The sequence below is a fragment of the Pseudomonas cichorii genome (assembly GCF_018343775.1).
GTDB classification, from domain to species: Bacteria; Pseudomonadota; Gammaproteobacteria; order Pseudomonadales; family Pseudomonadaceae; genus Aquipseudomonas; species Aquipseudomonas cichorii.
Window position 1 is genome coordinate 4,369,101 of sequence record NZ_CP074349.1, and the last position, 20,704, is coordinate 4,389,804.

The following is a 20,704-nucleotide window of genomic DNA, read 5'->3' on the forward strand; positions in this document are numbered from 1 at the left end:
TGGATCGAAATGGGGTCTGGATCCGCAGGTGCGGTAGCCGATTTTTTGATAACGGTTTCAATGTTTGAAACGAATTCTTAGAACCCTATCATTCTAAAAAACATTATCTAAATTCATTTTCGATCTAGCCTAATATGCAAACAGCTCAGTTATCACCCAGTCAGCTCAAAGGGTATCGCTGGTTGCCAACCGTTCGCGCAAGAACTCGATCAGGGCCTGCACCGGCCTTGAAGCCTGACGATGCTGTGGATAAACCGCCGACAATGTGAGGGGCTCGGGACGCAGGTCATCCAGCACCCTGACCAGACTTCCACTGCTCAGCGCGGCCCCGACAATGAAGGTCGGCAAGTAGGTGATGCCAAGCCCGGCAATCGCCGCATCTCGCAACAACTCGCCGTTATTGGTACGCATCCGCCCGCTGACATTGAGGCTCACGGGTTTGCCGCTGCCCTGAAAACGCCACTGCACCTGACGGTTATGGCCATAGGGCAAGCAGTCGTGGGCGTGGAGGTCTTCAGGTTTTTCCGGACGTCCCCGTTCAGCCAGATATGCAGGGCTGGCGCAGTACACCCGGTCAATTGTTGCGATACGCCGGGCAATCAGGCTGGAGTCTTCCAGCACGCCAATACGCAGCACCAGATCATAGCCCTCGCTGAGCAGGTCCACCGGCCGATCACTCAGGTCCACCTCCACTGCCACATCCCGGTAGCGCTGCAGAAACAACGGAAGCAGGCAACCCAGATGCGCCACGGCAAATGATAGCGGCGCGCTCAGGCGCAAGGTCCCGCGTGGTTCGCTGTTCTGCCCCGAAATGCCTTGCTCGACCTGCTCGACGTCGCCCAGCAGGCGCAAGGCCGATTCGTAATAGCTCTGCCCCAGCGGGGTGACATCCAGGCGGCGAGTTGAGCGATTGAGCAAGCGCACGCCCAGCCGCTCTTCGAGCTGCATCAGGCGACGACTGACGAACTGCTTGGACAGGCCCAGTTTGTCGGAGGCCGCCGTGAAGCTGCCCGACTCCATGACCTGGCAAAAAATACGCATATCTTCAAAGGGGTTCATTGTCACAACCTGGTTGACAGTTAAACGCTTTATAGCCGCTTTTTCGCCTTTCAGCACCCTATTAATCTGTGTCCATGGTGCAGACAAGGCCCGAAGCCAGGACTGCCCTTATCCGCCAACCACTTTCGTTTTTCAAAAGGACTGACCCCATGAACACCCTGCAAAAAGCCCTGACCACGACCCTGCTCGCCCTGTCCGTCAATAGTGCCTTTGCCGCTGGCAGCCCTGGCGTCGAACACAACACTCAGGCCTTTCTCGAAGCCCTGGCCGCTGGCGGTGGCAAACCGCTTGAACAACTGAGCCCCAAGGATGCCCGCGCAGTCCTGGCCGGCGCGCAGACCTCGGTCAAGGTGGATCTGTCGGGCGTGGAGGTCAGCGAGCGTTCGATTGATGCCAACGGTCAGAAGATCACCCTCAAGATCGTCCGTCCTGCCAAGATCAAGGGTGACCTGCCGGTGTTCATGTTCTTCCACGGTGGCGGCTGGGTTTTGGGTGACTTCCCGACTCACCAGCGACTGATCCGTGATCTGGTGGTCGGCTCCGGTGCGGTAGCCGTGTATGTGGATTACACGCCATCGCCTGAAGCCCGGTACCCGACAGCAATCAATCAGGCCTATGCCGCAACCCGCTGGGTGGCCGAGCACGGCAAGCAGATCGGCGTCGATGGCAGCCGTCTGGCGGTGGCGGGCAACAGTGTCGGCGGCAATATGGCAGCAGTCGTTGCACTGATGGCGAAGGAACAGAAAACACCGGCGCTGCGCTTCCAGTTGCTGCTGTGGCCGGTCACCGATGCGAACTTCGATAACGGCTCCTACCAGCAGTTTGCCGAAGGTCATTTCCTGACCAAAGGCATGATGAAGTGGTTCTGGGACAACTACACCACCGATGCCGGCCAGCGCGCCCAGATCCATGCCTCGCCTCTGCAAGCCAGCAGCGAACAATTGCGCGGCCTGCCTGCGGCGCTGGTGCAGACCGCCGAGTTCGACGTGCTGCGTGATGAAGGCGAAGCCTATGCCCGCAAGCTGGATGCGGCAGGCGTACCGGTTACGGCGGTGCGCTACAACGGGATGATCCATGACTTCGGCCTGCTCAACCCGCTGAACCAGATCCCTGAAGTCCGCGCCGCGATGCGTCAGGCGGCGAACGAGCTGAAAACCCACCTCGGCAACTGATACCCAGCCCGCCATAACCTGCCCCCAACGGGCAGGTTTCAGCCTGTCATGCCGGAGTCGCACCATGTCCTTTCTGCTGAGCCATCCCCTGCTGTGGAGTGCCCTGTTGCTGCTGGCCGATGTGTCGATCTGGCATCTGTCACCCATCCAGCTTCGAGTGATTCGGGTCGGTATTCGCCTGGGTCTGTTTCTGGCCTTCAGTACGCTTATCATCAATGCCGGTATCAGCCCGTTGCAGGCACCGGCCTGGCCGGATGACAGCGTGCTGCAACTGGGCGCCACGGCACTGGCGATTCTCTGGTGGGTGTACGCAGCCCGTGTGCTGACAGTGTTGATTGGCCTGGCCCTGATGCATCGCATCGGTCATAGCGGACGCCTGCTGCAGGACGTGATTGGCGCACTGGTGTTTCTGATCGCTGTGGTCGCGGCAGCCGGTTATGTGCTGGATCTGCCCGTCAAAGGGCTTCTGGCAACTTCGGGTGCCGTGGCAATCATTGTCGGTCTGGCGCTGCAAAGCACCTTGAGCGATGTATTTTCCGGGATCGTGCTTAACACCACCAAGCCCTATCAGGTCGATGACTGGGTCGCGATCGACGGTATCGAAGGCAAGGTGACCGATATCGACTGGCGCGCCACACATTTGCTGACCGGCGCAGGCAGCACGGCCGTCGTGCCCAATTCCGTGGCGGCCAAGGCCAAGATCGTCAACCTGAGCAGGCCGACTCACATGCACGGTGTCTCGATCAGCATTCAGGTGCCGAATCATATCCGCCCGCGCCGTGTGCTTGATGCACTGGATCGTACCTTGCAGGGCAGCAGCAGCCTGTTGCTCTCCCCAGCCCCGAAAGCAGTGCTCAAGGAAGCCGGGGAAAGCATGTCCGAATATGTGGCCAGCGGTTTTATCGCGGACCTGAGCAAGAAAGGCGAAGTGCGTAATCAACTCTTCGACCTCGCGCACCGCCATCTGGAAGCCGCAGGCATCGTCCGTCAGCTCGACGGCAGCAGCGAACCGACGTCCCGTGCCCGCACTCTGCTGGAAGAGGTGAAAGTCTTCCGCTCATTGAGCGAGCCGGAACGCGACCGACTGGCACAACACATGACCGCGCAGCAGTACTCGGCGGGGCAAGTGGTGCTGGATTTCGACGAGGTTGCCGATTACCTGTTCGTGATTGCCACAGGGGTGGTCAGTGCCTCGGTGGCCAACGGCAACGAGCAAGTCGAGGCGGGCCGCATGGGGCCGAGCGAGGTCATGGGCGAGCAAAGCATTCTCGCGGATACACCGTCCGAAGCGCGATTCACGGCAATGACCTCCAGCATCATCTATCGAATCGACAAGAACGTCGCACGTGCCTGTATGGAGCAATCCGGCCAGGTCAATAACGCGCTGCACAAGTTGCAGGCGGTTCGGCAGAAGAACAGTCATTCGGCGCTGCTGGCAAGACCTGCCCAGGTCAAGAAAGGCGGCTTTCTCAGTTGGCTGAAAACTCGCTGAGCGAGTACTGGAAAGCGCAGGCCAGAGCGCTGCGCAAAACCGATAGCGGCTGATCGTCGCCTGCGAAATTAACAACGATTAACTCGTCAGCCCTGTTCCCTCACCCAAGAATGGCGCTCTCTGCGCAGACTTTTGCCCATCGAAAGGTGCTGACAAAACAGCCAACTCATTTGCACCTTCACGCGACAATGGACATTGCCATGACTCAGGTTCCGCAATACCCCTGCTCGATATGCAAAACCATGGACGGCATCAAGCAACAGACAGCCGTAAGCGGCGGCCTGACCCTCTGGCGCGAGCGTCTGGCCAAACAGTTGATCCTCGAAAAACTGGGTGAAAACATCGAAGTCTCCGAACTGGCCCGCGCCTGTGCCTTGTCCAGAAGCTATTTCTCCAGAGCCTTCAAACGCAGCACCGGCCTTTCGCCTCAGGAATGGATTCGCTGCCAGCGCATCGCTCGCGCAAAGTGCCTGATCCAGCACACGGACATGACCTTGACCCAGATAAGTCATGAGTGCGGATTCTGTGATCAATCGCACTTCTCGCATATTTTTTCCCGTACCGAAGGCATCAATCCCTTTACTTGGCGCGGTCATGCGCTAAAGAACACAGATAACAGCAAAGTGTTTGCCGCCAGCGGATTCTGAAATAAGGGCTAGATTGAAAGTCGCATCACGAGCAAGCTCGAGAGCGTACTTGTCTGCCCGAAAAACAGAATCCCAGGCGACACAACAGGAATGAACCCTTGACCCTTCTCACCGAGCCGGCCGTGCATTTCGGCCCTTATCGGATCTACCCGCAGCAACGTCTGGTGCTGGAAGCCGACCGTCCCGTGCGGCTGGGCAGTCGCGCCCTGGATATCCTGTTGATCCTTATCGAACATGCAGGGGATACGGTCAGCAAACAACAACTCATTGCCCATGTCTGGCCCAGGACTGTGGTCGAGGACAGCAATCTGCGCGTACATATGGCTGCGCTGCGCAAAGCGCTGGGCGATGGCCAGGCGGGACAGCGTTATATTGTTACGGTTGCACAACGTGGTTACAGCTTTGTTGCTCCCATCGCCCTGCAACGGGTCGAACACAGGCCAGATGCCCCTATGAAAATCTCGACCAGCCACAATCTGCCCACTCGTCAATCGCGCATCCTGGGACGTGATGCACTGGTAAGCAGGCTGGCAAGCCAACTGCAACAACACCGTTTCATTTCCCTGACCGGCCCCGGCGGCATCGGCAAGACCACGGTCGCCCTGCGGGTTGCGGAGCAGTTGATCGGCCAGTATCGCGATGGCATTCGTCTCATGGACCTGGCGCCCCTGACCGATCCGGCAATGGTCGCGACTCACCTGGCCCTGCTGCTCGACATCGCTATACACGATGACGACCCCATGAGCCATCTTGGCGCCTACCTGCACGATCGCAGGATGCTGCTGGTGATCGACAACTGCGAGCACATGGTCGATACCATTGCCCTGCTGAGCGAAAGCATTCTGCGCAGCGCCCCCGATGTACACATTCTGATCACCAGCCGCGAAAGCCTGCAGGTCGATGGCGAATGGGTCGAGCGCCTGGAACCTCTGGACTGCCCGCCCTTCGAGGGTACGAGCAGCGCCGAAGCCATGAATTTTGCGGCCCTGCAATTGTTCGTCGAACGCGCCATGGCCAGTCAGGAACACTTTGAACTGACCGAAGCCAACCTGCCCATGGCCATTGAGATATGCCAGCGCCTGGAGGGTATTCCCCTGGCCATCGAACTGGCCGCTGCTCAGGTGGGTAACCTGGGTTTCAGCAAACTGCTTGAACACCTGCAAACCAGTTTCCGTCTACACGGCCAAAGCCATCCGGATGGATTGGCTCGCCATCAGACCTTGCGCGCCACGCTGGACTGGAGCTTCCAGATGCTGAGCGCCAGCGAGCAGACGTGCCTGCAACGCCTGAGCATCTTCAAGGACCGCTTCACCCTGGAGTCCGTCATGGCGGTGGTGGTGGATCCGCAGATCAGCCCGCAGGAGGTCCTGGCCATCCTTCCCCAACTGGTCAGCAAGTCGCTGCTCAATGTCGAGTTCGTGGACGACGAGGTCCTCTATCACTTGCTGGATACCACCCGCAGCCATGCACTGGAAAAACTGCTCCAGCACGAACAACTGCCCGAGCTTCGCGAACGCCATGCACGGCGCTGCCTCGTGCTCATGCAACAGGCCCAGCAAGACTGGGAGCACATTCCCACTCAGCAGTGGATCGACCGCTATATCTACAGCCTGGAAGACATAAGGACAGCATTGGAGTGGGGATTCAACAGCGCTCACGCGCAGAGGCTGGCCATCGAGCTGGTTGCCAACAGCACACCTCTCTGGCAGGAATTATCGTTGCTCAAAGAACACGACTTCTATGTGCGCAAGGCACTGAGGCTGCTGGAAACCGATCCCCTTGCACCCGCGAAGCTGCTGATCCCCCTGAAGCTGGCACTGGGCAGCATTTCCTTTCATACCCGTAGCGACACGCCCGAAGCGCTGGACGCTTTCATGAGCGCACGGGTACTGGCCGAGCATCACAATGATCTGGCGGGCCAGTTGCAGGCCATTTCAGGAAAGATGATCGTTGACGTGTGTCGCGGTGATTACCTGCAAGCCCTTGAACAGAATCGCCAGTTCAATCGGCTGGGCATGAACACCGATACCTTTATCTGCATGAGCACCCATCGCTTACGGGTTCTGGCGCTGCACTTTTCCGGCGATCAGACCCTGGCACGGCTGAATGCCGAGCAGGTCATTCAGCGCATGGCTCAAAGCGGACATCCTCATCAATTCACGTATGTTTTCGGCGTGCAATACGATCAGAGCGTTGCGGCCCTGACCATTCTGGCGCGCATTCTATGGCTGCAAGGACGTCCCGAGCTTGCGTGGCAGACCGCCCGGCAGGCGCTGGACATTGCCCTGCAGATCAAACATGGAACGTCCATCTGCCACACCCTCTCCCTGGCCGGTTGCGTCATCGCCCTCTACAACGGCGATACCCAGACAGCCACCGAGTTGTTGAAGCTGCTGCGCGACCAGTCGCAAAGGCATTCGGCACTGCTGTTTTATGACTGGGGGCAGCGTTACGCGCAGTTGATGACGTCCCCAGCCACCGAGAACAATTTTGCGGACAGTACCGGGTTCATCAGAGACATCATGATCACCCTGCGTCCAGGCCCGGTCGACGATGCCCTCTTCGAGCGGGCGCAAAGCGGAGCAGCAGGCTGGTGTACATCGGAAATCCTGCGCGCCAGAGCCGACACTCTCCCACCTGAAGACGCCGACACCGCCGAAGCCATACTGCTCAAGGCATTGAGCGTGGCGCAGAAACAGGGTGCCCTGGCCTGGGAACTGCGCAGCGCCACTTCACTCGCCAGGCTCAAGCAGCGTCAGGGCTACAGGCAGCAGGCATACGCTTTGCTGGAGCCTGTGCATGCACGGTTCACCGAAGGCTTCACAACGCCGGACCTGATCGCGGCCCGGCAATTACTCGATCAGTTGCGGTGACGGAGCGCGCGCTACTGCGAAGCGCTCCATACCGAGATAACGTGCAAGACGAGCCTCGTATACTCGCCCGTCACCACTGGCTTGCAGTTTCTCCAGCGCATAAAAACGAGTGGTGCGCAGCAAGTCATAACGCAAGCTGCTACCGCCCTGGCTTATCGACAGCAGCGATTTGTCCACCAATTGCTCCAGCGCCTTGCCGATGCCTTCGGCGTGCAACGAAACACAGCTGCAGACTGCAGTGGCAGCCGACTTCGTGAAGGCCGAACCAAAGACCGCAATACGCTGCAGTACGATTTGCTCGTGCTGGCTCAGTCGCTCGAAACTCCAGTCCAGGGATGCCTTGAAGGTCTGGTGACGCAGGACAGAGGTACGCCGGCCAAAGCCTGGCAAATGAACCCCCTTGTCCAATTGAGCTTGCAAACCCGTCAATCCAAAGACGTCGATTCTCGCAGCCGCCAGCTCGATAGCCAAAGGAATGCCATCGAGCCGTCGACAGATATCAGCCACTGTCGCTACATCCTGTTTACGCAAGACAAAACCTTGCCTGGAAGCCTGAGCACGACGGACAAAAAGCTGCATGGCCGAACAGGCCATGGCGTCACGTGTACCTGAGGATGCAATGGTCAGCGCCGGCAGCCCCAACACGGATTCGCCTCTGGCCTGCAGCGCCTGACGGCTGGTCACCAGAATCGACAGATGGGCACAAGCCGGCAACAGGGTTTCGGCCCAGCGCCGACTGTTTTCAAGCTGATGTTCGCAACCGTCGAAGATCAACAGCGCACGCCGTCCGGCCAGCGTCGAGGCCAGATCAGCCAGAGACGAGTCTCTGCCAAGCCCCAGCGCCGAAGCCATTTGGCCGGCCACCTGCTGCGGGTCATCCAGAACTGAAAAGTCGATAAGCCAGGCACCATCCGGATAATGCCTGAGCAGTGATTCAGCGACCCGGCAGGCCACCGTTGTCTTGCCGATACCGCCAGGTCCGACCAGAGTCATGAGGCGTACTCCCGGCAACTGACGCACGATCCTGCCCACGACTTCATCGCGACCGATCACAGATGTCAGGCGCGCAGGCAGATTGTGCTTCGGCGCATTGATCTGCGGGTTCGCCTCCACCTGTTCGACCCTGGCCACGAAGCAATAACCTCGCAAGGGAACCGTCTCGATAAAGCGCTGCCCCTTCTGCCCGTCTTTCAAGGCTCGACGCAAGGCCGCGACCTGCACACGCAAATTGATATCTTCGACGATAGAGTCGGGCCAGACCTGAGCAATGAGGCTGCTCTTGCTGACAATGCTGCCCGCCTGCCCGATCAGCACCTGAAGGATCTCAAGCGCCCTGCTCCCCACACGCAATGTTTTGTCGCCCTGCATCACCTGACGCTGACGAACATCAAACACATAGGGACCGAAACGCAGCACCGAATCGTTGTGTATATTCTTGAGGCTGTCCATATCCGTTCACACGCCGATAAACCCGGCTATCCGGACCACCGCACGACCCTTGCAAAAGATTCGTGTTTATCTTGGCAGGCAGGAAAACCGGGACAACCGGCACAGGAGGCGCGATACGGTCATTGCGGTGCGCAATACGGACAATGGAGCGTGTTTAGCTGAACTGCTCGCGATACTGGGCTGGCGTCAACCCGATCTTGCCGCTGAACAGGAAGCGCATGTGCCGCACGCTGCCGAAGCCGCTTTTATAAGCCACGGTCTTGAGTGGCAGCTCTGTGGTTTCCAGCAGGTTCCGGGCGTGATCGATGCGGGCGCTCTGCAGGAAGTCCATGGGCGTCATCCCGACTTCACGGGCAAAGGTGCGAGCAAAGTGCCGGGCACTCATATTGGCGAGACTGGCCATGCGCTCGACGCTGAAGGCCTCATCCAGATGTTCCAGCACGTAGTTCTGTACGCGGGTAACGGGGGTTTCCTGCAAGGCAATGGCAGTCATCAAGGGGCTGAACTGCGCCTGGCCGCCCTGGCGCCTCATCAATACCAGCAGCACCTTGGCCACATCCTGGGCGACCTTCTTGCCATGATCCTGGGCAACTACCGCAAGCGAAAGGTCGATACCGGCAGTGACGCCACCGGAAGTCATGAGATTGCGATCACGGATATAAATCTGATCAGTTTCCACCTGCGCCTTGGGGAAGCGCTTGATGAGCCGGTCCGTGTAATGCCAGTGAGTGGTCACGCGATGTCCGTCGAGCAGACCGGCATCCCCCAGAATGAAGGCCCCGGTACAAATGGAGCCGTAGCAGGAAGACCGGGGCGCGACCTCATTCAGCCAGTTCAACAAAGGCTGATGTCTTTCGTTGTAGGCCCCCGGCCCTCCGGGTATCAACAGAAGGTCGTAATCCTCCACGGCCTGGTCCATATGCCGGTCAGCCACGATGTTGACGCCGCTGGACGCACGAAGCGCGCCCTGCTCGGTGCCAATGGTCGATATCCGGTAATGCTTGTCGGGCGCCAGATAGCGATTGGCAATGGAAAAAACCTCGATAGGCCCCGCCATATCGAGCAAGAGAAAGTCCGGGAACAGCACCATCGCCACGGTTTTCATAAGTCGCGCATCACTTGAATGAAGACAGACTGCGCATTATGAACAAGATGGCCCGGCTCTGCTGGCTGCCCGGCACTGTCAACCAGAGCAGGACAGTCATTCGTTTTTCAGCTACTTATTGCCACCCTCGATAACCAGTAACCTCTCTCTCACTTGGTCGATACCTGAATTTGCAGCCTCGACATCTGAATGGAGAAAGAATCATGCTGACTCTTCGCAAAGCTTCCGATCGTGGCGCAGCCAACCATGGCTGGCTGAAATCCTTTCACACCTTCTCGTTTGCCAGCTACTACAACCCGCTGGAACAGGGGTTTTCCGATCTGCTGGTGATCAATGACGATCGTGTCGCAGCAGGCAAAGGGTTCGGCCAGCACCCCCATCGCGACATGGAGATTTTCTCCTATGTGCTCGAAGGTGCCCTGGAGCACAAGGACACACTGGGGACCGGCTCGGTCATCCGACCTGGCGACGTACAACTGATGAGCGCTGGCAGCGGCGTTGCACACAGCGAGTTCAATCACTCGGCAAGCGAGCCGGTGCATTTCCTGCAGATCTGGATTGTGCCGAATGTGGCCGGTGCGCAACCGAGCTATCAGCAGGAACACTTCAGCCCGGAACAGAAACGCGGACGCCTGCAGTTGATCATTTCCCCCGAAGGGAACGATGGCTCTTTGAAAGTCCGTCAGGATGCCCGGGTCTATGCCGGCCTGTTCGACGGTAATGAAACGGCCAGCCTTGAACTGGCAGCCGATCGCCATGCCTACGTACATGTCGCCCGTGGCAGTGTCGTGCTCAATGGTGAGCGTCTCGGGGAAGGTGATGGTGTGCGTCTGCGTGACGAACAGCAGATTCACTTGAGTGAAGGCGTCGATGCCGAAGTACTGGTTTTCGATTTGCGGCCGAACGAACGGCCACAGATGCCTTGAAGACTCTTTCTATATATAGAAAGAAAAAAGCGCGCCTCCTGATGAATGGGAGGCTCGCGAAGGGAAAAAACGCAAAAACAAAAACGCCGCTCAATGAGCGGCGTTCTTGAAGAATATGGAGCGGGAAACGAGACTCGAACTCGCGACCCCGACCTTGGCAAGGTCGTGCTCTACCAACTGAGCTATTCCCGCAATGGCGTCCCCTAGGGGACTCGAACCCCTGTTACCGCCGTGAAAGGGCGGTGTCCTAGGCCACTAGACGAAGGGGACACGCTACCCGGAACACATGGTGTGTGTTCCAGTGTCCAGATCCGCATCCGAAGACTTGGTTCTGGTTTCACTCAACCCTGCCCGAGAGCAGAATTGTATAAAACTGGAGCGGGAAACGAGACTCGAACTCGCGACCCCGACCTTGGCAAGGTCGTGCTCTACCAACTGAGCTATTCCCGCAATATGGCGTCCCCTAGGGGACTCGAACCCCTGTTACCGCCGTGAAAGGGCGGTGTCCTAGGCCACTAGACGAAGGGGACACACGTACAACATTCACTACTTACTGCGCTTTGCTGTGTGCTTTACGCTGTAAGTGGCGCGCATTCTATGGATGGTTTGGCAGGTCGTCAACCCCCTTCTGAAAATTTATTTAAATCAATGACTTCGCCCCTCTTTAAGGTTCACACCGTTGGCCGGAAAACTCTTGTCCCAAGAGAAAATTTAGTTGCAATGTCCGACGGAGGCATCTATGCGCAATAGTGCTTAGCCACTACACTCGCACAATAATTTATGGAAAAAATGAGGTTTGCGCAGTGACACCACTCATGATCACGTTGATGGTAGTAGCTGGTATCGCGCTGCTTATAGCGATTGGCTACCTGAACCATGTCGCTGAAAACAGCAAACTGGACAAGGCTCGTGCAAAGGTAGAACTCAACGACCGACTACGTCGTTGCAGTGAAATCAGCGAGACCTTCCCCGGCCAGCTCATGTCGCCAGCCCTCAAGCTGTTGCTGACCCGCCTGGAGCTCAATGTCGTTCAGCGCATGCTTACGCTGGAAAAAGGCAACGCACAGCTCAAGACCCGTGTGACCGAACTGGAAGAACTGGTGGCACAGGGCGACCGTATCCAGGTCACCAACGCCGTCAGCCCGATCCAGACCGAAGCCAAGGCCAAGGACATTCGCTTTCTATTGGAAGCGCTGCATGGCCAGGTCACTCGCGCCGCTCATGACGGTTTCCTGCCAACCAGCGAAGCCAAACACTGGATTCGCGAAATCCGCACCATCCTGGTGAACCTGCATATCGAGTTCTTCAATAACCTCGGCCAGCTTGCACTCTCTCAAGATCAGCCAGGTCAAGCCCGCCTGGCATTCGAGCGCGGCGTGCAGTACCTGCGCAACCAGCCGGACCCTGTGACCTATCAACAACAGTTGCAGGCCATGGAAAAACAACTGGCACGCGCCAACTCCATGGTGCTGACCAATACAGCGCCTACCGATGATGATGACAACGCCCTGACCGAAGGCCTGAAGGCCGACGAAGTCGAATCGGAATGGAAGAAGAAGGTCATCTACGATTGATGACCGCACCGCCGTTGCGCTGCACTGCGCAACGGCGGACAGGCTCCCGGCTCAGCAGTCGGTGGACGCCAGAAAGATAGCCGCCAGACGCTCGATCCCCTCCTGATCCTCCTCCTTGAATCGCCCGACTTGCGGGCTGTCCAGATCCAGCACGCCGATCAGACGCCCTTCCTTTATCAACGGAATGACCAGCTCGCTATTGGAAGCGCTGTCGCAGGCGATGTGCCCGGCAAAGGTATGGACATCTTCCACCCGCTGGGTTTGCCGGCTTTGGGCGGCAGTACCGCACACACCACGCCCAAACGGGATACGCACACAGGCGACCTGCCCCTGAAACGGCCCGAGCACCAGCTCTTCGTTGCGATTCAGATAAAAGCCCGCCCAGTTCAAATCCGTTATCTGGGTATAGAGAAACGCAGAAAACTGCGCGGCGTTGGCAATGAAGTCACGCTCATCGGCCAGCAGCGCCTGTAACTGTGCCGCCAGCAGGTCATAACCTTCCTGGCCCGCACCCACGTCTTGCAAATCGATCATGCCTGTTGCTCCAACAATTTCAGGCCTACCCAGTAACGCGCAAACTGGTAGGCACAACGACCATTACGATTACCCCGCCCGGTCGCCCAACGGACAGCCGCCTTGTCCAGCTCTTCATCGCGCTGCCAGGTCAGGCCGGCCTTCTGCGCCAGCTGGGTAATCCAGTGTTCCACGACATTCAGGAAGTGCTCCTGAGTGAACGGATAGAAAGACAGCCACAAGCCGAAGCGGTCCGACAGCGCGATCTTGTCTTCCACCGCCTCGCTGGGGTGCAGCTCGCCTTCTACATGCTTCCAGTTTTCGTTATCGCTCTCCTTCTCCGGCACCAGATGGCGACGGTTGGAGGTTGCATAGAGCAGCACATTATCCGGTGCCTGCTCGAGCGAGCCATCGAGCACGCTCTTGAGTACGCGATAGTCACCTTCCCCCGACTCGAAGGAAAGATCGTCGCAGAACAACACAAAGCGCTGGGGAAGTTTCTGCAGTTGCTCGACCACTCGCGGCAGGTCACCCAGATGGTCGCGTTCGATTTCGATCAGGCGCAGGCCTGCACCGGCATACTCAGCCAGCAAGGCCCGAATCAGCGAAGACTTGCCGGTACCACGCGAGCCCCACAGCAACGCATGGTTGGCAGGCAGGCCATCGATGAACTGGCGAGTATTGCGTCCCAACTGGTCCCGCTGCCGATCGACACCGATCAGGTCCGACAGGCGCATGTCCAGGCTGACTTCAAGGGGCAGCAGATAACCGCTGCGCCCTTCTCGCACCCAACGCGCCGCCAGAGTCGCGGACCAGTCCAGCGGCTCGCGAACGGCAGGCAACAAGGGCTCCAGACGAGTCAGCACGGCATCGGCGCGCTCCAGAAAAGCCATCAACCGAGAATCCACGAAACCTCCTTATATTTAACTGATTAACCACAAGGCCCGATCGGCTATGCTTGCCCCGCAATGGGCATCAGAAGTGACTGAACTTCCATGGATATATCGTTCACCAACAGGCTGTCGTTCAAGCAAGCCAGAATGGCCGTCCTGATCGGTTTCATTCTTGGAACCCTGCTCAGTCTGCTCCAGATTGCCCTCGATTATGCCAGCGAAGATGCTTCCATCGATCGTGAAATTGGCTCTCTGATGGAAATCAGCCATAACCCGGCATCGCGCATGGCGTACAACATCGACGCCGAACTGGCTCAGGAGCTGACCCTGGGCCTGCTGCACTCCCCCGCCGTGGTCAGCGCCAGACTGACCGACAACAACAATATGGTGCTCTCCAGCGTCGAACGTCCCATGGCCACCGGACGCTATCGGGTACTCAGCGACTGGCTGTTCGGAGAAAGCCGGCATTTCGAAGAAGTCCTGCATCTGGACCATATGCCCACCGAGGTCATCGGCACCCTGAGCCTGACCGTCGACACCTTCGCCTTTGGCAGCCACTTCCTGCAGCGTGCCGAGATCACCCTGCTCAATGGCTTCGTGCGCAGTCTGGTGCTGGCCGGGATCCTGACCATGCTGTTCTACGCGACCCTGACCAAGCCGCTGGTGAACCTGATCCGGGATTTGAGCCGTCACGATCCGCGCAGCCCGATCCAGAAAAAAATGACCTGCCCGCCCAATCATGAAAACGATGAAATCGGCGTACTGGTCAAGACGTTCAACCTGCATATCGAAACCATGAGCACCGAGTTCGCCAGACGTCGCGAGGCAGAGGACCGGCTTACCAATCACCTGAACGAACTGGAAAACATCGTTTCGGCACGCACCAACGAACTCAAGGCCAGCAACATTCGCCTCAGCCAGTCCAACGAGGAATTGCAGATCGCCCGCAGCACTGCCCTGGACATGGCCAACGCCCGCACGGCCTTCCTGGCGAACATGAGCCATGAGATCCGCACACCGCTCAATGGATTGCTGGGCATGCTGGCCCTGTCACTGGACGGTCCACTCAGTGCCGAGCAACGCCAGCAACTGATGATTGCCCATGACTCGGGCAAAGTGCTGGTGGAACTGCTCAACGATATTCTCGACATGTCCAAGTTCAACGCAGGACAACTGGAAATCGAGCGCATCCCTTTCGATCTGGGCATGCTGGTCGAAGACACTGCCAACCTGCTCTCGCAGAACGCGGCCCCCAGCGTGGAACTGACCTGTCTGATTGCTCCGGACTTTCCACCACTGGTGATCGGCGACCCCACGCGGGTCCGGCAGATCGTCAGCAACCTGCTCTCCAATGCGCTCAAGTTCACCCGTTTCGGGCGCGTGGATGTGCGCCTTTCCTGCGCGCAGGATTCTGAAACCGGGGAAAACCGGGTGCGAATCGAAGTCCGGGACACTGGAATCGGCATCCCCAAGGAAGCCCAGGAGCGGATCTTCCAGCCTTTCACCCAAGCCGAAGCAGCGATCACCCGGCAATTTGGTGGCACGGGGCTGGGCCTTTCCCTGACTCACAACCTGTGCGAAGCCATGAATGGCCGCCTGAGCATCCAGTCCCAGTCAGGCCTGGGCAGCCTGTTCTGCGCCGAACTGCCGTTGCCGGTACATCTGAAAGCGGTGACACCACCCGCGCTCAAGGGGCGTGTGACCGTGATCAGCAAGGCGGGCAGCGGTCTGGTGGAACTGCTTGGCACCCTGCTGCCCAGTTGGGGAGTCGCCTTTACTCGCCGGGGCATCGATGACCGGACCTGCGAGCAGGAACTCGACCCCGATACCGACCTGGTGATTACCGATTGCCCGGAATGCCTGTTCTCGATTCGCCCGACCACACAAGTGCCCATCCTGCTGGTCACGGCCTATGGCAACTTCATGCCCGTCGAACAGGTCAGCGCCCTGGCCCCCTTGCAGCAGCAGGCTCGACCGCTGGCCCGTAACGCGCTCTACAACACCTTGCGCCGCGCCCTGCACATGGAAGAACCCGGGATAAGCGAAACCTCTCCCGAGGAACTGGCGACCCAGCGCCCGGCACGCATCCTTCTGGTGGAAGACAACCCGGTCAATCAACTGGTCGCCAAAGGCATGCTCAGCAAGCTGGGCTGTGAAGTGATTGTCAGCGCCCATGGCGCAGAGGCCATCGAGCAACTGGAGCACAGCAACTTCGATCTGGTCCTGATGGACTGCAACATGCCGGTCATGGACGGTTACGAGGCCAGCCGCCAGATCCGCAGCAGCGGACGCTGGCCCGGCCTGCCTATCGTCGCCCTGACCGCCAATGCCATGCCCGAAGAGCGCGAACGTTGCAGGGCGGCCGGCATGAACGACTATCTGGCCAAGCCGTTCCGCCGAGCAGAACTGGTCAGCATGCTGGACCAGTGGATTGCGCTCACACCGAGCAACCGCGCTATTTGAGCAAGGCCTCGATCTCGCCGGTCAGCTCTTCAGGCTTGGTGCGTGGGGAAAAACGTTTGACCAGTTTCCCCTCCTTGTCGACCAGAAACTTGGTGAAGTTCCACTTGATGCCCTGGGACCCCAGAATGCCCGGCGCCCGTTTCTTCAACTGCACGAACAGCGGATGGGCGTTACCGCCATTGACGTCGACTTTCTTGAACAACGGGAAGCTGACGCCGTAGTTCAATTCGCAGAACTCCGAGATAGCACCTTCATTGCCGGGTTCCTGCTTGCCGAACTGGTTGCAGGGAAAGCCCAAGACCACCAGCCCGCGATCGCGGTATTGCTGCCATAGCGCTTCCAGCCCCTTGTATTGCGGGGTGAAACCACACTTGCTTGCCGTATTGACCACCAGCACCGCCTTGCCGGCGAAATCGGCCAGGGTCTTCTGCTCGCCCTTGATCGTGGTGCAAGGAATGCTCAACAGGTTCTCGCTCATGACGATGCCTCAAAAATGAATATTGACGTCGGGGTCTGCTGCCACGTTCTCATGGCAGAGCCGGTAACAAAACAGCAACAGACCCTAGCGTGCAATTGAATGGCCTGCGCATTCAATTTCCTCTGTTGATAGAGGCCAATAAGCCAGACCACGCCAATGACGGCTAAACCCGTGGCACCAGATCCAGGCACACCGAATTGATGCAGTAACGCTGGCCGGTGGGTGGCGGACCATCGGGAAATACATGCCCCAGGTGGGCGTCGCACCTGGCGCACACCACTTCGGTGCGAATCATCCCGTGGCTGATGTCCCGCACTTCGACCACCGCACTGCCTTCTATCGGCGCGTAGAAACTCGGCCAGCCACAGCCGGAATCGAACTTGGTGGTGGAATCGAACAGCGCTTCGTTACAGCACACACAATGATAGACACCTTCGGTCTTCGTGCCGTTGTACTTGCCGGTAAAGGGGCGTTCGGTCGCTTTCAGGCGACAGACGTTGTACTGCTCTGGATCGAGCATTTGCTTCCACTCTTCGAGCGTCTTGTGCAACTTGTCCACAGGTACACCTCCGAATCCGAAAAAGCCCGATCTGTGTCTTTTCCACGGATCGGGTGGCACGTATGATTGCGCCTCATCAGATGTCAGTCTGTCACCCGCGTTTGTCGCATACAAACCCATTTTCATCGGGTCATGTCCAGCGACCTTCGTTGCAAGCCAGCAACAACTCGTCCATTTTCGGGATCAATCACATGCAGTTCAGCAAATCGAACAAGCTCGCAAACGTCTGTTATGACATTCGCGGGCCAGTGCTCAAGCACGCCAAACGCCTGGAAGAGGAAGGCCATCGCATCCTCAAGCTGAATATCGGCAACCCGGCACCGTTTGGTTTCGAGGCGCCGGACGAGATCCTGCAAGACGTGATCCGCAACCTGCCGACCGCTCAGGGCTACAGCGATTCCAAGGGCCTGTTCAGCGCCCGCAAGGCCGTGATGCAGTACTACCAGCAGAAGCAGGTCGACGGCATCGGCATCGAAGACATCTACCTGGGCAACGGCGTCTCCGAACTGATCGTGATGTCGATGCAGGCGCTGCTCAACAACGGCGACGAAGTCCTGATCCCGGCCCCGGACTATCCGCTCTGGACTGCCGCTGTCAGCCTGGCAGGCGGCAACCCGGTGCATTACCTGTGCGACGAGCAGGCCAACTGGTGGCCTGATCTGCAGGATATCAAGGCCAAGATCACGCCGAACACCAAGGCCATGGTGATCATCAACCCGAACAACCCCACCGGCGCCGTGTATTCGAAGGAAGTGCTGCTGGGCATGCTGGAACTGGCCCGCCAGCACAATCTGGTGGTGTTCTCGGACGAAATCTACGACAAGATCCTCTACGACGAAGCCGTACACATCAGCACCGCCTCCCTTGCGCCAGACCTGCTGTGCCTGACCTTCAACGGGCTGTCCAAGTCCTACCGCGTTGCGGGCTTCCGCTCCGGCTGGGTCGCCATTTCCGGCCCCAAGCACAATGCCCAGAGCTACATCGAAGGCATCGACATCCTGGCCAACATGCGCCTGTGCGCCAACGTACCCAGCCAGCACGCTATCCAGACCGCATTGGGCGGCTACCAGAGCATCAACGACCTGGTTCTGCCTCAGGGACGCCTGCTGGAGCAACGCAACCGTACCTGGGAACTGCTCAACGACATTCCCGGCGTAAGCTGCGTCAAGCCCATGGGTGCGCTGTACGCCTTCCCGCGTATCGACCCGAAGGTCTGCCCGATCCACAACGACGAAAAATTCGTCCTCGACCTGCTGCTTTCGGAAAAGCTGCTCGTTGTGCAAGGCACCGCATTCAACTGGCCATGGCCTGACCACTTCCGCGTGGTGACATTGCCGCGTGTCGACGACCTGGAACAGGCCATCGGACGCATCGGCAACTTCGTCAAAGGCTACAAGCAATAAACCCACAGAGCCCCCTGCCCCGACTCCGATTCGGGGCAGTTCCTGCAATACCTCCCCGCCTTCTCGCATCCCTCTCAAGCCCCCCAGGACGCCCGCAGCCATGGCTCAGGTGCCGTTCAGGTTGGGAGGATTAACATCGAATACGACAAGAGGACACAGTTTGAAATAGTCCCTCTGTTGAATAGCAGCGGGCATCACCTTATATACCCGGCATCACGTTGCATTTATTCCCCAGGAGAACGTTTCGACCATGATGCGCATTTTGCTGTTTTTGGCCACTAACCTTGCGGTCGTGCTGATTGCCAGCATTACCTTGAGCCTTTTTGGCTTCAATGGGTTCATGGCGGCCAATGGGGTTGATCTCAACCTCAATCAGCTGCTGGTCTTCTGCGCCGTGTTCGGTTTCGCCGGCTCGCTGTTCTCGCTGCTCATCTCCAAGTGGTCGGCAAAAATGAGCACCGGCACGCAGATCATTACCCAGCCTCGCACTCGCCATGAGCAATGGTTGCTGCAGACCGTGGAGCAACTGTCCAGGGAAGCCGGTATCAAAATGCCGGAAGTCGGTATTTTCCCGGCCTACGAGGCCAACGCCTTCGCCACGGGCTGGAACAAGAACGACGCTCTGGTTGCAGTGAGCCAGGGTTTGCTGGAGCGCTTCTCGCCCGACGAAGTCAAGGCAGTACTGGCCCACGAAATCGGTCACGTCGCCAATGGCGACATGGTGACACTGGCACTGGTACAGGGCGTGGTGAACACCTTCGTCATGTTCTTTGCGAGGATCATCGGCAACTTCGTCGACAAGGTGATCTTCAAGACTGAAAACGGTCAGGGTATCGCTTACTACATCACCACGATCTTCGCTGAACTGGTCCTGGGTTTCCTGGCCAGCGCCATCGTGATGTGGTTCTCGCGCAAACGCGAATACCGGGCTGACGAAGCCGGCGCCCGACTGGCCGGCACCAGCGCAATGATTGGCGCACTGCAACGCCTGCGCTCCGAACAAGGCGTACCGGTCAACATGCCGAGCACCATGAGCGCATTCGGCATCAACGGTGGCCTCAAGCACGGTCTGGCTGGCCTGTTCATGAGCCACCCGCCACTGGAAGAGCGTATCGAGGCGCTGCGCCGTCGCGGTTGATCCAGAGCTGTAACCGGAAGGGCGACGCGAGTCGCCCTTTTTTGTGCCTGCCTGATTGACGCCCCGGCAACGCTTCAGGAATTTCGATCAGAATACCTAAGAACTTATATTGGATTCCGATCAATGCCCTGCCCCAAGATAAGCGCATCCCAGACACTCAGGACCTCATCATGTTTCCCAGCCTGTTCATCTCCCACGGCTCGCCCATGCTGGCCCTGGAACCCGGCGAAAGCGGTCCGGCGCTGGCCCGCCTGGCGAGTGAAATGCCTGCCCCCAAGGCCATCGTGATTGTTTCAGCCCATTGGGAAAGCAACGAGCTGATCGTCAATGGCAACCCGCAACCGGAAACCTGGCATGACTTCGGCGGCTTCCCGGCCGCTCTGTTCGCCGTCCAATATCCTGCAAGGGGTTTGCCGAAGCTGACCGCTGAAGTGGTCGAACTGCTGGCCGCAAACGGATTGCCCGCCCGAACAGACAGCCGACGCCCTTTTGACCACGGCGTGTGGGTACCACTGTCGTTGATGTATCCACAAGCCGATATCCCGGTGGTGCAGGTTTCCCTGCCAAGCCGCCAGGGCCCTGCCCTGCAGACTCGCGTCGGCCAGGCACTCGCCAGCCTGCGCGAACAGGGCGTGCTGATCATAGGCTCCGGCAGTATTACCCATAACCTGCGCGAACTGGACTGGAATGCCGGCCCTGAAAGTATCGAGCCCTGGGCGAAAGCATTTCGAGACTGGATGATCGAACGGCTGGAAAGCAACGACGAGTCTGCACTGCACAATTACCGGACCCTGGCACCCCATGCCGTGCGCAGCCATCCGAGCGATGAGCACCTGTTGCCCCTGTATTTCGCTCGCGGAGCTGGCGGCAAATTCAGCATTGCGTATCAGGGCTTCACCATGGGCGCACTGGGCATGGATATCTACCGCTTCGACTGAGCAAATCCCGAGCAAAAAAAAT

Annotated in this window: 17 protein-coding genes and 4 tRNA genes; 10 read left to right on the plus strand and 11 right to left on the minus strand. The window is 58.5% G+C overall.

Translation table 11 applies throughout. The annotated features are described in order from the left end of the window. Positions 1-165: 165 nt before the first annotated feature. Positions 166-1,059 (minus strand): LysR family transcriptional regulator, encoded by an 894-nt coding sequence (locus tag KGD89_RS18455; RefSeq protein WP_025261248.1) that lies wholly within the window; start codon positions 1,057-1,059, stop codon positions 166-168. Positions 1,060-1,208: 149 nt separating this feature from the next. Here KGD89_RS18455 and KGD89_RS18460 point away from each other — a divergent pair, with 149 nt between their 5' ends. The 4 genes from KGD89_RS18460 (at position 1,209) to KGD89_RS18475 (ending at position 7,243) form a co-directional block, all read left to right on the plus strand. Then, positions 1,209-2,231, plus strand: a complete 1,023-nt coding sequence (locus KGD89_RS18460; protein ID WP_025261249.1) for an alpha/beta hydrolase — start codon at positions 1,209-1,211, stop codon at positions 2,229-2,231. A gap of 64 nt (positions 2,232-2,295) precedes the next feature. Then, a complete protein-coding gene (locus KGD89_RS18465) occupies positions 2,296-3,723 on the plus strand; it encodes a mechanosensitive ion channel family protein (RefSeq protein WP_025261250.1) in 1,428 nt (475 codons plus the stop codon). 242 nt (positions 3,724-3,965) lie between these two features. Further along, a complete protein-coding gene (locus KGD89_RS18470) occupies positions 3,966-4,370 on the plus strand; it encodes a helix-turn-helix domain-containing protein (RefSeq protein ID WP_038400551.1) in 405 nt (134 codons plus the stop codon). Between the two features lie 98 nt (positions 4,371-4,468). After that, positions 4,469-7,243, plus strand: a complete 2,775-nt coding sequence (locus KGD89_RS18475; protein WP_025261252.1) for an ATP-binding protein — start codon at positions 4,469-4,471, stop codon at positions 7,241-7,243. On the opposite strand, the gene KGD89_RS18480 is transcribed toward KGD89_RS18475, so the two are convergent. Beyond that, positions 7,223-8,692, minus strand: a complete 1,470-nt coding sequence (locus KGD89_RS18480; RefSeq protein WP_025261253.1) for an ATP-binding protein — start codon at positions 8,690-8,692, stop codon at positions 7,223-7,225. The genes KGD89_RS18475 and KGD89_RS18480 overlap by 21 nt on opposite strands. Before the next feature lie 154 nt (positions 8,693-8,846). Further along, entirely contained in the window at positions 8,847-9,797 is a 951-nt protein-coding gene (locus KGD89_RS18485) for a GlxA family transcriptional regulator (RefSeq protein ID WP_025261254.1), read from the minus strand. Between the two features lie 203 nt (positions 9,798-10,000). Between KGD89_RS18485 and KGD89_RS18490 the strand changes: the two genes are divergently transcribed. Further along, complete coding sequence (locus KGD89_RS18490; RefSeq protein WP_025261255.1) at positions 10,001-10,723, plus strand: pirin family protein; 723 nt, start codon at positions 10,001-10,003, stop codon at positions 10,721-10,723. A 116-nt stretch (positions 10,724-10,839) separates the two neighbouring features. Here the strand turns inward: KGD89_RS18490 and KGD89_RS18495 are convergent. The 4 genes from KGD89_RS18495 to KGD89_RS18510 all read right to left on the minus strand — a co-directional run bounded on the left by KGD89_RS18495 (position 10,840) and on the right by KGD89_RS18510 (position 11,253). Next, positions 10,840-10,915: transfer RNA gene (locus KGD89_RS18495), tRNA-Gly, on the minus strand. A 2-nt stretch (positions 10,916-10,917) separates the two neighbouring features. Beyond that, positions 10,918-10,993: transfer RNA gene (locus tag KGD89_RS18500), tRNA-Glu, on the minus strand. Positions 10,994-11,097: 104 nt separating this feature from the next. After that, positions 11,098-11,173 (minus strand) — tRNA-Gly (locus KGD89_RS18505). Between the two features lie 4 nt (positions 11,174-11,177). Next, positions 11,178-11,253: transfer RNA gene (locus tag KGD89_RS18510), tRNA-Glu, on the minus strand. Between the two features lie 285 nt (positions 11,254-11,538). Here KGD89_RS18510 and KGD89_RS18515 point away from each other — a divergent pair. Then, the gene (locus KGD89_RS18515) at positions 11,539-12,297 is read left to right on the plus strand and encodes a hypothetical protein (protein WP_074568815.1); all 759 of its coding nucleotides are present in this window, start codon (positions 11,539-11,541) and stop codon (positions 12,295-12,297) included. Between the two features lie 51 nt (positions 12,298-12,348). Here the strand turns inward: KGD89_RS18515 and KGD89_RS18520 are convergent, their stop codons facing one another. Together KGD89_RS18520 and KGD89_RS18525 are read right to left on the minus strand one after the other, a co-directional pair. Beyond that, positions 12,349-12,831: a GAF domain-containing protein gene (locus tag KGD89_RS18520; protein WP_025261257.1), complete on the minus strand. Its 483-nt coding sequence runs from the start codon at positions 12,829-12,831 to the stop codon at positions 12,349-12,351. Continuing rightward, positions 12,828-13,718 (minus strand): ATP-binding protein, encoded by an 891-nt coding sequence (locus tag KGD89_RS18525; protein ID WP_025261258.1) that lies wholly within the window; start codon positions 13,716-13,718, stop codon positions 12,828-12,830. The genes KGD89_RS18520 and KGD89_RS18525 overlap by 4 nt, the downstream gene beginning before the upstream one ends. Before the next feature lie 87 nt (positions 13,719-13,805). Between KGD89_RS18525 and KGD89_RS18530 the strand changes: the two genes are divergently transcribed. Beyond that, a complete protein-coding gene (locus KGD89_RS18530) occupies positions 13,806-16,166 on the plus strand; it encodes a hybrid sensor histidine kinase/response regulator (RefSeq protein WP_025261259.1) in 2,361 nt (786 codons plus the stop codon). On the opposite strand, the gene KGD89_RS18535 is transcribed toward KGD89_RS18530, so the two are convergent. Both KGD89_RS18535 and msrB read right to left on the minus strand, forming a co-directional pair. Further along, positions 16,159-16,644 carry a glutathione peroxidase gene (locus KGD89_RS18535; RefSeq protein ID WP_025261260.1) on the minus strand — a complete coding sequence of 162 codons (486 nt, stop codon included), beginning with the start codon at positions 16,642-16,644 and terminating at the stop codon, positions 16,159-16,161. The genes KGD89_RS18530 and KGD89_RS18535 overlap by 8 nt on opposite strands. Positions 16,645-16,807: 163 nt before the next feature. After that, a complete protein-coding gene (msrB, locus tag KGD89_RS18540) occupies positions 16,808-17,203 on the minus strand; it encodes a peptide-methionine (R)-S-oxide reductase MsrB (protein ID WP_025261261.1) in 396 nt (131 codons plus the stop codon). 191 nt (positions 17,204-17,394) lie between these two features. On the opposite strand from msrB, the gene KGD89_RS18545 reads away from it, so the two are divergent. The 3 genes from KGD89_RS18545 (at position 17,395) to KGD89_RS18555 (ending at position 20,682) form a co-directional block, all read left to right on the plus strand. After that, the gene (locus KGD89_RS18545) at positions 17,395-18,606 is read left to right on the plus strand and encodes a pyridoxal phosphate-dependent aminotransferase (RefSeq protein WP_025261262.1); all 1,212 of its coding nucleotides are present in this window, start codon (positions 17,395-17,397) and stop codon (positions 18,604-18,606) included. Between the two features lie 250 nt (positions 18,607-18,856). Further along, positions 18,857-19,744 carry a protease HtpX gene (gene htpX / locus KGD89_RS18550; protein ID WP_025261263.1) on the plus strand — a complete coding sequence of 296 codons (888 nt, stop codon included), beginning with the start codon at positions 18,857-18,859 and terminating at the stop codon, positions 19,742-19,744. 170 nt (positions 19,745-19,914) lie between these two features. Further along, positions 19,915-20,682 (plus strand): DODA-type extradiol aromatic ring-opening family dioxygenase, encoded by a 768-nt coding sequence (locus KGD89_RS18555; RefSeq protein ID WP_025261264.1) that lies wholly within the window; start codon positions 19,915-19,917, stop codon positions 20,680-20,682. The last annotated feature ends 22 nt before the right edge of the window (positions 20,683-20,704 follow it).